Origin of the sequence: Salinisphaera sp. SWV1, from assembly GCF_052044155.1 — a bacterium.
In the GTDB taxonomy this organism is placed as follows: domain Bacteria; phylum Pseudomonadota; class Gammaproteobacteria; order Nevskiales; family Salinisphaeraceae; genus Salinisphaera.
In genome coordinates, this window is the sequence record NZ_JBQDYE010000018.1 from 1 (window position 1) to 14001 (window position 14001).

The 14001-nt window shown below is 66.9% G+C and carries 14 protein-coding genes; 11 read left to right on the forward strand and 3 right to left on the reverse strand.

The annotated features are described in order from the left end of the window. The 9 genes from dprA to ACS8YF_RS10245 all read left to right on the forward strand — a co-directional run. Nucleotides 1-974, forward strand: a 974-nt coding sequence (gene dprA, locus ACS8YF_RS10205; protein ID WP_440850116.1) for a DNA-processing protein DprA, incomplete at its 5' end; no start/stop codon positions are given. Between the two features lie 56 nt (nt 975-1030). Next, the gene (locus ACS8YF_RS10210) at nt 1031-1504 is read left to right on the forward strand and encodes a DUF494 family protein (RefSeq protein WP_440850117.1); all 474 of its coding nucleotides are present in this window, start codon (nt 1031-1033) and stop codon (nt 1502-1504) included. Between the two features lie 227 nt (nt 1505-1731). Further along, nucleotides 1732-4266 carry a DNA topoisomerase I gene (locus ACS8YF_RS10215; RefSeq protein WP_440850118.1) on the forward strand — a complete coding sequence of 845 codons (2535 nt, stop codon included), beginning with the start codon at nt 1732-1734 and terminating at the stop codon, nt 4264-4266. Nucleotides 4267-4388: 122 nt separating this feature from the next. Next, complete coding sequence (locus ACS8YF_RS10220; RefSeq protein ID WP_440850119.1) at nt 4389-4958, forward strand: L-threonylcarbamoyladenylate synthase; 570 nt, start codon at nt 4389-4391, stop codon at nt 4956-4958. After that, nucleotides 4951-5889 carry an oxygen-dependent coproporphyrinogen oxidase gene (hemF, locus tag ACS8YF_RS10225; protein ID WP_440850120.1) on the forward strand — a complete coding sequence of 313 codons (939 nt, stop codon included), beginning with the start codon at nt 4951-4953 and terminating at the stop codon, nt 5887-5889. Before ACS8YF_RS10220 ends, hemF begins: the two co-directional genes overlap by 8 nt. A gap of 25 nt (nt 5890-5914) precedes the next feature. After that, nucleotides 5915-6874, forward strand: a complete 960-nt coding sequence (locus tag ACS8YF_RS10230; RefSeq protein WP_109995234.1) for a hydrogen peroxide-inducible genes activator — start codon at nt 5915-5917, stop codon at nt 6872-6874. 62 nt (nt 6875-6936) lie between these two features. Further along, nucleotides 6937-8865, forward strand: a complete 1929-nt coding sequence (locus ACS8YF_RS10235) for a transglycosylase SLT domain-containing protein (RefSeq protein ID WP_440850121.1) — start codon at nt 6937-6939, stop codon at nt 8863-8865. Beyond that, nucleotides 8865-10112 (forward strand): multifunctional CCA addition/repair protein, encoded by a 1248-nt coding sequence (locus tag ACS8YF_RS10240; RefSeq protein WP_440850122.1) that lies wholly within the window; start codon nt 8865-8867, stop codon nt 10110-10112. The genes ACS8YF_RS10235 and ACS8YF_RS10240 overlap by 1 nt, the downstream gene beginning before the upstream one ends. Beyond that, nucleotides 10109-10846: an SDR family oxidoreductase gene (locus ACS8YF_RS10245; protein ID WP_440850123.1), complete on the forward strand. Its 738-nt coding sequence runs from the start codon at nt 10109-10111 to the stop codon at nt 10844-10846. The genes ACS8YF_RS10240 and ACS8YF_RS10245 overlap by 4 nt, the downstream gene beginning before the upstream one ends. A gap of 193 nt (nt 10847-11039) precedes the next feature. On the opposite strand, the gene folK is transcribed toward ACS8YF_RS10245, so the two are convergent. Genes folK through tsaD form a run of 3 tightly spaced genes read right to left on the reverse strand, consistent with a single transcriptional unit; the run spans nt 11040 to nt 13045 of the window. Beyond that, nucleotides 11040-11537, reverse strand: a complete 498-nt coding sequence (gene folK / locus ACS8YF_RS10250; RefSeq protein WP_440850124.1) for a 2-amino-4-hydroxy-6-hydroxymethyldihydropteridine diphosphokinase — start codon at nt 11535-11537, stop codon at nt 11040-11042. Then, a complete protein-coding gene (gene folB / locus ACS8YF_RS10255) occupies nt 11534-11890 on the reverse strand; it encodes a dihydroneopterin aldolase (protein ID WP_440850125.1) in 357 nt (118 codons plus the stop codon). The genes folK and folB overlap by 4 nt, the downstream gene beginning before the upstream one ends. 57 nt (nt 11891-11947) lie before the next feature. Then, the gene (gene tsaD / locus ACS8YF_RS10260; protein ID WP_440850126.1) at nt 11948-13045 is read right to left on the reverse strand and encodes a tRNA (adenosine(37)-N6)-threonylcarbamoyltransferase complex transferase subunit TsaD; all 1098 of its coding nucleotides are present in this window, start codon (nt 13043-13045) and stop codon (nt 11948-11950) included. A 79-nt stretch (nt 13046-13124) separates the two neighbouring features. On the opposite strand from tsaD, the gene rpsU reads away from it, so the two are divergent. Together rpsU and ACS8YF_RS10270 are read left to right on the forward strand one after the other, a co-directional pair. After that, a complete protein-coding gene (gene rpsU, locus ACS8YF_RS10265; RefSeq protein ID WP_109992449.1) occupies nt 13125-13340 on the forward strand; it encodes a 30S ribosomal protein S21 in 216 nt (71 codons plus the stop codon). Nucleotides 13341-13473: 133 nt separating this feature from the next. Then, nucleotides 13474-13917, forward strand: a complete 444-nt coding sequence (locus ACS8YF_RS10270; RefSeq protein ID WP_440850127.1) for a GatB/YqeY domain-containing protein — start codon at nt 13474-13476, stop codon at nt 13915-13917. Nucleotides 13918-14001: the final 84 nt, after the last annotated feature.

Sequence of the window (14001 nt, forward strand, 5' to 3'; positions counted from 1 at the left end):
GGCTGCCGGCGCCAGCGCGCCGGGCGCTGGCCGACCCGCCCGGCGATGTGATGGCGAGAACCGAGGCCTGGCTGGCCGAGGACGGACACCATTTCCTCACACTCGACCATCCGGCATATCCACCGGCGCTTGCCGAACTCGATCCGCCACCACCGTGGCTGTACGCGCTGGGCGATCTCGATCTGCTGGATTATCCGGCCATCGCCATCGTCGGCAGCCGCAATCCGAGCCACGCCGGGCGCGACGCCGCACATGAATTCGGGCGCGCGCTGGCAGCGGCCGGACTGGTGGTGGTCTCCGGCCTGGCCCGCGGCATCGATGCCGCCGCGCACGAAGGCGCGCTGGCTGCCGATGGCTACACCATCGCCATCACCGGCACGGGGCTGGACCGGGTGTATCCGGCGGCCAACAAGGCGCTGGCCGAACGCATCGCCGAACGCGGCCTGCTGTTGTCGGAGTTCGGCCTCGGCACCCAGCCGCTGCGTGGCAATTTCCCGCGGCGCAATCGCGTGATCGCCGGTTTGTGCACCGCCACGCTGGTGGTCGAGGCGGCGCGCGCCTCCGGCTCGCTGATCACCGCGCGCATGGCCAGTGCGGCCAACCGCGAGGTCTTCGCCCTGCCCGGTTCGATTCACAATCCGCTGGCGCGCGGCTGTCATCAACTGATTCGCGAAGGCGCCAAGCTGGTCGAAACGACCGACCACATCCTGGAGGAGATCGCCGGTTCGATCGGCGGCTATCGCCGGGGCCCGGCGCCGCGCGCCAGCACGCAGAATCCCGAAGCGCCGGAGGCCGACGGAAACGACAATACCGCCGAACTGCTCGCGGCCGTCGGCCACGATCCGGTGCGCGTCGATGATCTGGTGGCGCGCACCGGCTGGCCCGCGGACGCCGTATCCTCGACACTGCTGATACTGGAGCTCGAAGGACGCATACAGGCCGTGGCCGGCGGCGCCTACGTTCGTTCGGGCTGAGTCGTCACGCGCGTCATCGGCCCGCCCGTTGCAATGATCATGGTAAAGTTGGCGGCATGAACGAAAATGTCCTGGACGTCCTGCTGTATCTGTTCGAGAACTTTTCGTTGACGGACGTCGGCGCGACCGGCGACGTCCGCCGGGATCTCGGCGACGCAGGGTTTTTCCCCGACGAGATCGACGACGCCTTCGACTGGTTGCGCGCTGCCCAGCCCGAAGGCCGGGCGCCGATCACGCCGCCTTCGAACGACAGCATCCGTATCTATGCCGGGCCGGAACTATACGTGCTCGATGCCGAGTGCCGCGGTTACATCGTGCGGCTGGAGCGCGCCGGCGTGCTCTCGGCGGCCAACCGCGAGTTGGCCATCGACCGGCTGATGGCGCTGGTCGACGATGAGTACGAAGGCGCCGAGCTCGAGCAGGTGAAGTGGGTCGTGATGATGGTGCTGTCCTCCGCCGACGGCCACGAGACCGCGCAGGCACGGATGGAAGCCATGCTTCACGCCGAGGCCCCGGGCGCGAGTCATTAGGGTCTTTTAACGCTGTCCGCATGGGGCGCGCCGGCCGGCGGCTGTCGAAGTTCGACGTCGACAGGCTGTTTGCGGCCGCCTCGACGGCTTGAAAACCACGCGCTCGATCCGCCTCGCCCGGCCGACGTATCTTGACGCTGGCGCATCGCGCGTGCTTCAAAGGCTGTGCTAGGGTTCGCCACGCGGTGTTGTTGCCGTCTTATCCATCCCCTTTCAAGTGTGAGTCGATGAGCCGAAATCTCGTCATCGTGGAGTCCCCGGCCAAGGCCCGGACCATCGAGAAATATCTGGGCAAGGACTATCAGGTCCTGGCTTCGTACGGCCACGTGCGCGACCTGATCCCGAAGGAAGGCGCGGTCGATACCGACAACGACTTCGCGATGCACTACGACATCATCGACCGCAACGCCAAACAGGTCGACAAGATCGCGAAGTCGCTGAAGCAGTCCGACACGCTGCTGCTCGCGACTGACCCGGACCGCGAAGGCGAGGCGATTGCCTGGCATCTGCTGGAGTTGCTCAAGGATCGCGGCCTGCTGGAAAACAAGCATGTGGCGCGGGTGGTCTTTCACGAGATCACCAAGCGCGCCGTGGCCCACGCGGTCGAGCACCCGCGCTCGATCTCGAACGATCTGGTCAACGCCCAGCAGGCGCGCCGGGCGCTCGACTATCTGGTGGGCTTCAACCTCTCGCCGCTGCTCTGGCGCAAGGTTCAGCGCGGCCTGTCGGCCGGCCGCGTGCAGAGCCCGGCGTTGCGGCTGATCTGCGAGCGCGACGCCGAGATCGAGGCCTTCGTGCCCGAGGAATACTGGCGCATCGAGGCCAAGGCCGAGAAGGACGACATCCCCTTCTCCGCGCGGCTGGCCCAGCTCGACGGCGAAAAGATCGAGCAGTTCACGATCAACGACCAGGGCGGCGCGGACGCCGCCTACGAAAAACTGGTGGCCGCGGCCAAGGGCAAACTGCGCGTCGCCCGGGTCGAAAAGAAACAGCGCCGGCGCAATCCGTCGCCGCCGTTCACCACCTCCACGCTGCAACAGGAAGCCGCGCGCAAGCTCGGCTTCAACGCCCGGCGCACCATGCGCACCGCCCAGGGCCTGTACGAAGGCGTCAAGCTCGGCGACGGCGAAGAAACCGGCCTGATCACCTACATGCGGACCGACTCGGTGAGTCTCGCCGCCGAGGCGGTGAGCGAAATCCGCCAGACCATCGGTGATCGGTACGGCGACAAGAATCTCCCGGATTCGCCGCGCACCTTCAAGACCAAGTCGAAGAACGCGCAGGAGGCCCACGAGGCCATCCGCCCGACCGCGAGCGCGCGCATCCCGAGCGAGATCAAGCAATACCTGACCTCCGACCAGTTCCGGCTGTACGAACTGGTCTGGCAGCGCACCGTGGCCAGCCAGATGGTGCATGCGCTGTTCGACACGGTCTCGGCCGATCTGGCCGCGGACGCCGGCAACCGGCATCTGTTTCGCGCCAGCGGACGCACGCTGCGCGAGGCCGGCTTCCTGTCGGTGTACAAGGAGGGCCGCGACGACGGCGACAAGGCCGAGGACGACAACGACAAGCGCCTGCCCGCGCTGGAAGAAGGCGAAACGATCGCCCTGCAGGAAATCGTGCCGACCCAGCATTTCACCGAGCCGCCGCCGCGCTTCACCGAAGCCGCGCTGGTCAAGACGCTCGAGGAATACGACATCGGCCGGCCGTCCACCTATGCCGCGATCATCTCCACACTGCAGGATCGCGAATACGTGGAAATGGACGGCAAGGCCTTCATGCCGACGCCGCTGGGCAAGATCGTCAACAAGTTCCTGACCGATCACTTCACCCGTTACGTCGACTACGAGTTCACCGCCAATCTCGAGGATCGGCTGGACGCGGTCTCCCGCGGCGAACAGGAATGGCGCCCGCTGCTGGCCGAGTTCTGGGAACGCTTCTCCGACCAGATCGAGGCCAAGCAGGATCTGTCGCGCGAGGAGGTCGCCCAGGCCCGCGAACTCGGCACCGACCCCAAGACCGGCAAGCCGGTGATCGTGCGCATCGGCCGCTACGGCCCGTTCGTGCAGATCGGCACCAAGGACGACGAGGACAAACCCAAGTTCGCCGGCCTGCGCAAGGGCCAGGACATGGACAAGATCACGCTCGACGAGGCGCTGTATCTGTTCAACCTGCCGCGCGACCTCGGCCAAACCCCCGAGGGCGAAGACATCCAGGCCAATATCGGCCGCTTCGGCCCCTATGTGCGCTACGGCAAGAAATTCGCCTCGCTCAAGGAAGACGACCCCTACACGATCTCGAAAGAGCGCGCGCTGGAGGTGATCGCCGCCAAGAAGGAGGCCGACGCCAAGAAGCTGATCAAGCACTTCGAGGCCGAGGGCATCAAGGTCCAGCATGGCCCGTTCGGCCCCTACATCACCGACGGCAAGAAAAACGCCAGCGTGCCGAAGGACATGGAGCCCGAATCGCTGACGCTCGAGCAGTGCCGGGAGATCATCGCCAAGGCGCCGGAAAAGAAGAAACGCGGCCGCAAGAACGCGAAGACGAGCGCCAGCAAGAAGGCCTCGAGTAGCGCCAAGACCGGCCAGACGACGGCATCGAAGGCCAAGACCTCGAACAGCAAGACGGGCAACGGCAAGACGGCCGCCAAAAAAGCAGCCTCGTCGAAAAGCGCATCGCCCCGCAAGAGCGCGGCCAAGACCAAGACAGGCAAGACCAGTTCGAGCCGCGGCAAGTCATCCAGCGGGCCGGCTTCCAGCTGACCGGATTCAGCGCCGGTGCAGCCCACAGGCCGCTGATCCAGCGTACAATTCGAGGCCGTTTTCCGGGTCGCCGCCCGGGGCCGTGGCCCCGGTGACCCGGTCTCGTTTCCGGGGGACCCGACATGAACGGTATGCATGTATCGCCGCATCGACTGCGCCGGGCGGCGCGCACACTGGCCGAGGGCGGCATCGTCGCGCACGCCACCGAAGGCGTCTGGGGCCTGGCCGCCGACGCCTTCGATGCGGATGCGGTGTGGCGCGTCATCGCCGCCAAGCAGCGCGACGTCGCGCGCGGACTGATCGTGGTCGCCGCCGACTCGGCCCAGCTTGCGCCGCTGGTCGCCCCCGATGCCGGCGCCGCCTGGCAACGCGCCGTCGAATCCTGGCCCGGGCCGACCACCTGGCTGTTGCCCGCGCGGGCCGGTGCACCGCAGTGGCTGACCGGCGGCCAGCCCACGATCGCCCTGCGCGAGACGGCCCACGCGCTGACACGCGCCCTGTGTGGCGAATTCGGCGGTCCGATCGTCTCCACCAGCGCCAATGTTTCCGGCCGACCGCCGGTGGACTCGCCATGGCGCGCCCGGGCGTGCTTTGGCGACCGGATCGACATGGTGCTGGGCGGACGCGCCGACACGCCCGGCCGGGCCAGTACCATCCGCAACGCCAGTACCAACGAGACCATCCGTGGCTGAATCCAATCCTGCGCGCGACGTCGCCGACCCCGATGCCGCGACCGCCTATTTCCGCGACCTGCAGAACCGCATCGTCGAACGTCTGGCCGCCTTCGAACCCAGCGCGCGTTTTCATGCCGACACCTGGACCCGCGCCGAGGGCGGCGGCGGCGATACCCGCGTCCTGGCCGACGGCGAGGTATTCGAACGCGCCGGCGTGAATTTCTCGCGCGTGCTGGGCGGTGCGCTGCCGGCCTCGGCGTCGGCGCGGCGGCCCGAGCTGGCCGGGCGCTCGTTCATTGCCACCGGCGTGTCGCTGGTCATCCACCCGCGCAACCCCTATGTCCCGACGTCACACGCCAACGTGCGCCTGTTCGTGGCCGAAAAGGCGGGCGAGGATCCGGTCTGGTGGTTCGGCGGCGGCTTCGACCTGACCCCCTACTATCCGTTCACCGACGACGCCGTGGCCTGGCACCGTGCCGCGCACGCCGCCTGCGCACCGTTTGGCAAGGATCTGTATCCGCGCTTCAAGCACTGGTGCGACGAATACTTTTATCTGCCGCACCGCAACGAAACCCGCGGTATCGGCGGGCTATTCTTCGACGACTTCAACGAATTGAGCTTCGCCGACGCGCTGGCCTTCGTACAGTCGGTAGGCGATGGCTTCATCGAAGCCTATGCGCCGATCGTGGAAAAACGACGGCATCACGACTGGGGCGAGCGCGAGCGCGCGTTCCAGTTGTACCGGCGCGGGCGCTATGTCGAGTTCAACCTGCTCTACGACCGGGGCACGCTGTTCGGCCTGCAGTCGCGCGGGCGCACCGAATCGATCCTCATGTCGATGCCGCCGCTGGCGGCCTGGCAGTACGGCTTCAAACCCGAGCCCGACTCGCCCGAGGCGGCCCTCACCGAACGTTTTCTGGTGCCGCGTGATTGGCTGGCGGCGGAATAGACTATAAGCTTGATAGACGATGCATATCACACTCACCGAACTGCGTTATCTGATCGCGCTCGACAAGGAGCGCCACTTCGGTCGTGCGGCCAAGCGCGCGTTCGTGAGTCAGCCGACGCTGTCGGTTGCGGTCAAGAAGCTGGAGGGCGAACTCGGCGTGACCGTGTTCGAGCGCAACCGCGGCGAGGCCCGAGTCACGCCGATCGGCCGGCGCATCATCGAACAGGCCTATCGCGTGATGGGCGAGGTCAGCGCGCTGGAAGCGGTGGCCGAACAGGGCCGCGACGAGCTCAAGGGCCCACTCAGGCTCGGCGTGATCTATACCGTCGGCCCCTATTTGCTACCGCACCTGATCCCGCGCCTGCGCGAGAGCACGCCCGAGATGCCGCTGATCATCGAGGAGAATCTCACCGGCAACCTCACCCAGCAGCTGCGTAACAATGAGCTCGACGCGGTCATCGTGGCAATGCCGTATGAGGTGCCGGGCGTGGCGACCTGGCCCATCTACGATGAATCGTTCGTGGTGGTCATGCCACAGAATCATCCCTGGACCGAACGCGATGCCATCGAGCCCAATGAGCTGGCGCGCGACAACCTCTTGCTGCTCGGGCCGGGCCATTGCTTCCGCGACCAGGTGCTGGCGCTGTGCGCCGAATGTCGCGAATCCGAGGACGCCAATCGAGCCCGCTCCGGCTCCAGCCTGGAAACCATTCGACATATGGTCGCCAGCGGCCTCGGGGTGACGGTCCTGCCGTGCTCGTCGATCCCCAATCTGGCCGCCGAGTCGCGTCTGCTCGAGACCCGGCCGTTCGCCGGCGAGCCCCCGCAGCGCCAGATCGCCATCGCCTGGCGCCGAAGCTTCCCGCGGCCCAAGGCGATCACGGCCCTGCGCGCGGCCGTGATGCAATGCGACCCCGCCGGGGTCACGCTGTTGCCGGACGCCGTCGCCAGCAACGCCGACGAAGCCATCCTGGACGCCTCCTAGGGCCCCGACGCCAACAGCGGATACGGTACACTCGCCCGATCATCCGCCGACTCCGATCCGCCATGCGCGCGCTCTTGATCGCCGCCGGCCTCGCTTGTGCCGGGCTCGCCCACGCCGCCAGCAGCAACGCCACGCGCAGCGAATTCCTCGACGCCCTGTCTGCCGCGCGTCACGGCAACCTGGACCAGAAATCGGCCGAAGTCGCGGATCTGCGCGACTATCCACTCTACGATTATCTTGAAGCCACCCAGCTCCGGGCCGAGCTGAGCATCAACCCGGGCCAGGGGCTGGATTCGCGCATCGCGCACTTCATTGCCGCCCATCCCGACCTGCCGCCATCGCAGCGGCTGCGTCATGCCTGGATCGCCAACCTCGCCAATCGTGACCGGTGGCAGCGGGTAATCGACGAAACGCGCGCTTCCGACGGCACCAGCGCGCAGTGCCGGGCAGTACACGCGGCCATCGAGCTGGGGCGCTCACCCGCCGGCAAAGCGATCGACCTGTATACCGTCGGCCAGAGCCAACCCTCGGCCTGTGACCCGGTCTTCGCCTGGCTCAAGCATACCGGCCGGCTGACCGCCGCGGTGATCCGCCAACGCGCCCACGCGGCAATCCTGAACGATCAATACGGCCTGGCGCGCTATCTTTCGCGGCAAATGCCGACCGCCGATACCCCGACCATCGATCGCTGGCTCGATGTCGCCGAAACACCGTCGCATCTGACTGACGCCCCGGCCGATCTCGACCCGGACATCGCAGTCTACGCGTTCAAGCGACTGGCCCTGCGCGACCTCGACCGCGCCGCCGGCCTGATCAAGCCGCTGGTCGCCCGGCTCGGGCTCAACGACACCCGGCGCTACCGGATGCGGCGCTATGTCGCGCTGTTGTATGCCGAGGATCATCGTCCCGAGGCGCTGCTGTGGTTCGCGCGTATCGATCATGCCCGCATGGCCGGCGACGAACACGCGCTGGGCTGGGAGATTCGCGCGGCGGTCTATCAGCAGCGCTGGCCACTGGTGCTCGATGCCATCAACAGCCTGCCGGCCGAGGCCGCCAGCGACGAACAATGGCAATACTGGAAAGCGCGCGCGCTGGCGAAAACGGGCCGGAAACAGCAGGCCCGCGCGATCTACAAGCGCCTGGCGGCCCATCGCTCCTATCACGGCTATCTCGCCGCCGATGCGATCGGGCACGGCTACAGCTTCAACGCACAGCCCGTGCCGGACAACGCGGCGGCGCTGGCCCGCGTCGAGGCCCACCCGGCGCTCGCGCGTGCCCACGAGCTGCACGAGCTCGGCATGACCCACGATGCCTATCTGGAATGGCGGCACCTGATCGCGAACCTGGATTCGGCCGAGCTGGCCCAGGCCGCGAAGCTTGCCTATCAGTGGCAGTGGTACGCCCGGGCCATCACCACCCTGGCCAAGGCCGGCTACTGGGACGATCTGGATATCCGCTATCCGACGCCGTTCGCGGCCGATGTGCGCCGCGCCGCGCACAACAACGGGCTGGACCCGGCCTATGTATTCGCCATCATGCGCACCGAATCGCTGTTTCAGCCGACCGTGCGTTCCCCGGTCGGCGCGCACGGCCTGATGCAGCTCATGCCCGGCACGGCCGACCACCTCGCCCGGGCCATGGGCCGGGCCGCGCCGTCGACGCACGACCTCAACGACCCGTCCACCAACATCAGCCTCGGCGCGCGCTATCTGCATGACATGCTGGCCGACTGGTCGGGCAACATCGCCCTGGCCACGGCCAGCTACAACGCCGGCCCGGGCAAGATCGTGCATTGGTTGCCCGACGCCGATATGCCGGCCGATATCTGGATCGCGAATATCCCGTACACGGAAACCCGGCATTACGTACAGCGCGCCATGTCGCACATGACCGTGTTCCAGCATCGTCTGTCCGAATCCGTCGTCCCGCTCGACAAACGCATCGACGATGTGAAACCGAGCTATCCCGACGACACCCAGACGACCTTCTGATGCAGCGCTATCTGGTCGGCGGCGCCGTACGCGACGCATTTCTGGGGCTGGCGATCTCCGATCGCGACTGGGTCGTGGTGGGCGCTACGCCGGAAGAGATGACCGCAGCCGGCTATACGCCGGTCGGGCGCGATTTTCCGGTTTTCCTGCACCCGGATACGCACGAGGAACACGCGCTGGCGCGCACCGAGCGCAAGTCCGGGCGCGGCTATCACGGTTTCGTTTTCCACACCGGCGCCGACGTCACGCTGGAGGCCGACCTCGCCCGGCGCGATCTGACCATCAACGCCATGGCGCGCGCCGACGACGGCACGCTGATCGACCCCTACGGCGGCCATGCCGACCTCGATGCGCGCGTGCTTCGGCATGTCTCCGACGCCTTTGCCGAGGACCCGGTGCGGCTGTTACGGCTGGCGCGCTACTACGCCCGCTTCGCGCCGCTGGGCTTCACCGTGGCCGAGGAAACCATGACGCTGGCACGCGAAATGGTTGCTGCCGGCGAAATCGATCATCTGGTGCCCGAGCGGGTCTGGGCCGAGATGGAGCGCGCCCTGATGAGCGCCGAACCCCAGCTTTTCTTCCACCTGCTGCGCGCGACCGGCGCCCTGGCCGTCGTACTGCCGGAACTGGATGCACTGTTCGGCGTGCCGCAACCGGTGCAATACCACCCCGAGATCGACAGCGGTGTGCATACGCTGCTGGTACTCGCCCAATGCGCCCGGGCCGAAGCCAGCCTGGCGGCGCGTTATGCCGCGATCTGTCACGACTTCGGCAAGGCAGCCACACCGGCCGGGCTGCTGCCGGGCCATCGCGGCCACGAGGAACGCGGCGTCGCGCCCACCGACGCCGCCAGCGCGCGCCTCGGCGTACCCAAGCGCCTGCGTGAAACCGCGCGCCTGATCACGCGCTGGCACACGCACTTGCACCGCATCGACGAACTCAGGCCGGGCACGGTCCTCAAACTGCTCGAAGCCATGGATGCCTTTCGCCGGCCCGAACGACTCGAGGATCTGATCGCGGTATGCGCCGCGGACGTGCGCGGCCGGCTCGGTTATGAGGATCGCGCCTACCCGCAGGCCGGGCGGATCCAGGCCGCGCGGGCGGCGGCCGTGGACATCGATGGCGCGGCGCTGGCCGAACGCGGCCTGAAGGGCCCGGAGATCGGCCGGGTTCTGCGCCAGGAACGCATCCGCGCGATCGCGACCGCACTCACCACTGCCCCGACCGACGCCGGAGCGCAACCATGACCGACCCGCAATCCGCCGTCGAAACGGCCCCGGTCGTCGTCACCGGGGCCAATCGCAACGTGGGCACCCACCTGGCGCATCGGTTCCTCGACGACGGTTTCGCCGTGATCGCGCAATATCGAACCCCCACGCAGGCCATCGCGGGTCTGGCCGATCGCGGCGCGCTCGCGATTCAGGGCGATTTCGCCGACACCGATTCGATTCTGGCCGTGGCGGACGCGATCGCCGGGCGTGCATCGCGTATTCGCGCCCTCATCCACAACGCCTCGGCGTTCTCGCCGACTGACGACGATGCCGAGGCGGCGTCCGCACAGTTCCAGGCGTTCTTCGAGGTACACATGCGCGCGCCCTATCTGCTCAACACCCGGCTGGCCGATCGTATTCGGGCGGCCGAGGGCGCCGGCGACATCGTGCACATCACCGATATCTATGCCGACAACCCGGCGCCGCAGTACGATATTTACTGCGCCACCAAGGCGGGTCTGCAGAATCTGGCGATCGCCTTTGCCAAGCGGCTGGCGCCGGCGGTGAAGGTCAATGTCATCCAGCCCGGGCCGATCACCTTCGAGGACTGGGCCGATACGGAGCAGCGCACCCAGGTGCTCGACAGCACACCGCTCGGTCGCACCGGCGCGCCGGAAGACATCTATCGCGCGGTGCGCGCCGTACTGGACAACGACTACCAGACCGGGGCCGTGATCGCGGTGGACGGCGGACGGCGATTGGGACGATAACCCCGATCACGGCCGCTCACCGGGCCGGCAACCACTACGACGGGTCAAGCCCGAGGCATGTCGGTTCCCGTGTTGTGCCGGACGATGGTCTGGCACGAGGCAAAACGCGCCGCGACGTCCGCAAACCGCCCGGCCAGGACGCGCGTCGCGCAAGCGGGCCGGCCTCTCGGCCCGCGAATATCTTTGACGAATCCTACTGCGCACGCAGCGCGTCGAGCGTGATCTCGGTCAATGGCTGGTCCGGCCGATCGAAGGTCGCCCAGAGTTCGCGATAGCTTCGGCCATCGATTGGATGCCGGGCCTGCGGGCGCATCTCGGCGAGCGGGCGCAGGACGAAGGCGTAATCGAGAATATCGGCCCGAGGCACCCGAATATCGCCGTTGTCGAACACGGTGTCGCCAAACAGCAGCATATCGAGATCCAGCGTTCGCGAACCATCGCGCGCGGCAAGATCGCGTCCGCCCTCGGCCTCGATCGCGCGCAGACCGGCCTGGACTGCTTCGATTGGCTCGCCGGTGTCGAACGCCACCACGAGATTGACGAAATCGGCGCCCGAAAAACCAACCGCCGGGCAACTATAGACCGGGGACACATCAAGCCTGCCGAAGCGCTCGGCCAGCCGTCCGAGCGCAGCACACACATGCCGCCGGGGCTCGATATTGGAGCCGACACCGACCACGACTTCCGTCATCGACCGCGCTCCCGCGTGATCCGGATGCCTACCCCCTGCGCGCCGCGCAGCGCATGCGGCTTATCCAGGCGCAGCGTAACCCGCGTGACCGGGAACTCGTCGAGGATGACCGCCGCGATGCCCTCCGACAGCGTTTCGACCAGATCGAACTCGCTCGCCTCGACAAAGGCGATCACGCGTTTGGCGACGGCCTTGTAGTCGAGCGTCTTGTCCACGTCGTCGCTGGCCGCGGCCTGGCGAATGTCGAAATCCATCTCCAGGTCGACGATCACCCGTTGCCGGATCCGGCGCTCCCAGTCGTACAACCCGATGACGGTATCGATGGCCAACTGATCGATGAAGATCGTATCCACGCATGCTCCCAGCCCGTTGCGGCGAGGCGCAGCTTATCAAAACCAAACCCCGCGCAATTACACTGAGCCGACGCGTACGGTGTCTGTTGCGACCCGCGGCGCGGCTGATGCGCGCGGCGGCGCCAGATCCTCCAGTGGCCAGCGGGCCACCGCCGCGGCCGGCGCGATGCCGGGCCGGAACTCGCCACGGCGCAGATAGCCGGTCAGCGCGATCATGGCGGCATTGTCGGTACAGAACGCCTGGCGCGGGAAATACAGCGCGAAGCCGTCGCCGGCCGCGCGTTCACCCAGCCCGGCACGCAGCGCGGCGTTGGCCCCGACGCCGCCGGCGACGACCAGCCGCCGCATGCCCGTCTGCTGGATGGCGCGCGCGCATTTCGCGACCAGCGTATCGACCACCGCCTGCTGAAAACTGGCGGCGATGTCGGCGTAGGCCGGGCGCGAGGCCTCGGCCGCCTTGACCGCCAGCATCACCGCCGTCTTGAGCCCGGAAAAAGAAAAATCCAGCCCGGGCCGCTTGAGCATAGGACGCGGGAAAGCGTGGGCGGCCGGATCGCCCTCGGCCGCCAGCGCGGCCAGCGCCGGTCCGCCGGGATAACCGAGCCCCAGCATCTTGGCGCTCTTGTCGAAGGCCTCGCCGACCGCATCATCCACGCTGCGCCCGAGCAGTCGGTAACGACCCAGGCCCTCGACCGCCACCAGCAGCGTATGCCCGCCCGACACCAGCAAGGCAACGTATGGGAATGCGGGCGCCGGCTCTTCCAGCAACGGCGACAGCAGATGGCCTTCCATGTGATGCACGCCAAGCACCGGCAACCCCAGACTCATGCCCAGCCCGGCCGCCACCGAGGCCCCGACCAGCAAGGCGCCCATCAAACCCGGCCCGCGCGTATAGGCGATACCGGCGAGTTCGGGATGGCCGGCATCCGCACGAACGCGCTCGATCAGCGGCAGGAGCTTGCGGATATGATCGCGCGACGCCAGCTCCGGCACCACGCCACCGTAGTCGGCATGCAGCGCCACCTGGCTGTGCAGCGCATGGGCCTGCAGACCGGCATCGCTGTAGATGGCGGCGGCGGATTCGTCGCAGGAACTCTCGATGCCAAGGATCGCGAAGGGGCGTTGCAAAGTGGCGCTCTCGGGCGTATTATTCATCGCCCTATTCTAGCCGGTCGTTCCAACTCGGTCACCGGCACGAAAGCTACACATCAGATTTCCCGGAGAGTGATGCTCAATGCCTAGCGTACGCGTCAAAGAGAACGAGCCGTTTGAAGTCGCACTGCGTCGTTTCAAGCGCAGTTGCGAAAAAGCCGGCGTCGTGACCGAAGTACGCCGTCGCGAGTTCTTCGAAAAGCCCTGCCAGACTCGCAAGCGCAAGCGCGCGGCCGCCGTCAAGCGCCACGCCAAGCGCATACAGCGTGAACAGCAGCGTTTTACGCGCCAGTATTGATTCTGGCCGTCGCATCGATTCACGAATCGATTGCGGCAATCGATTTGAATCGATGATTGCAGCGGCCCCGGGGCCGCTGTTTTTGTGTCGGTATCTCGTGCGTATTTCATCACTCGTGTCAGGGAGTTCGAACGTGAACATCAAGGATCAGTTGTCCGAGGACATGAAGTCGGCCATGCGGGCCCGCGACAAGGAACGCCTGTCGGTCATCCGCATGGTCAACGCCGCGATCAAGCAGCGTGAAATCGATAACGGCACCACGCTCGAAGACGCCGACGTGCTCACGGTGATCGAAAAGATGGTCAAGCAGCGCCGTGACGCCGAATCGCAGTATCGCGACGCAAAACGCGACGAACTGGCCGACGCCGAGGCCGCCGAGATCTCGGTGCTCGAACACTACCTGCCCGCCCAGTTGTCCGAATCGGAAATCGATGCCGCCGTCGATCGCGCCATCGCCGATACCGGCGCGGCATCCATGCAGGACATGGGCCGGGTCATGGGCCAGCTCAAGGGCGAACTGGCGGGTCAGGCCGATATGTCGGTGGTCAGCCAGCGGCTGAAGGCCAAACTGCAGTAGCCTGCCCGTCCGGGCTCACGCGAGTCCGGCAGGACCCTGCGGGCCGGCTACCCGATTGGCCTGAACCGCCGCGCCGTGTTGCGC

What these genes read in the sequence shown, in the direction of transcription:
- ACS8YF_RS10220 (WP_440850119.1), top strand. Translation starts at nt 4,389, where the DNA reads ATGAACGGTATGCATGTATCGCCGCATCGACTGCGCCGGGCGGCGCGC.
- ACS8YF_RS10235 (WP_440850121.1), top strand. Translation starts at nt 6,937, where the DNA reads ATGCGCGCGCTCTTGATCGCCGCCGGCCTCGCTTGTGCCGGGCTCGCC.
- ACS8YF_RS10240 (WP_440850122.1), top strand. Translation starts at nt 8,865, where the DNA reads ATGCAGCGCTATCTGGTCGGCGGCGCCGTACGCGACGCATTTCTGGGG.
- tsaD (WP_440850126.1), bottom strand. Translation starts at nt 13,045, where the DNA reads ATGAATAATACGCCCGAGAGCGCCACTTTGCAACGCCCCTTCGCGATC.
- folK (WP_440850124.1), bottom strand. Translation starts at nt 11,537, where the DNA reads ATGACGGAAGTCGTGGTCGGTGTCGGCTCCAATATCGAGCCCCGGCGG.
- ACS8YF_RS10215 (WP_440850118.1), top strand. Translation starts at nt 1,732, where the DNA reads ATGAGCCGAAATCTCGTCATCGTGGAGTCCCCGGCCAAGGCCCGGACC.
- rpsU (WP_109992449.1), top strand. Translation starts at nt 13,125, where the DNA reads ATGCCTAGCGTACGCGTCAAAGAGAACGAGCCGTTTGAAGTCGCACTG.
- ACS8YF_RS10210 (WP_440850117.1), top strand. Translation starts at nt 1,031, where the DNA reads ATGAACGAAAATGTCCTGGACGTCCTGCTGTATCTGTTCGAGAACTTT.
- ACS8YF_RS10245 (WP_440850123.1), top strand. Translation starts at nt 10,109, where the DNA reads ATGACCGACCCGCAATCCGCCGTCGAAACGGCCCCGGTCGTCGTCACC.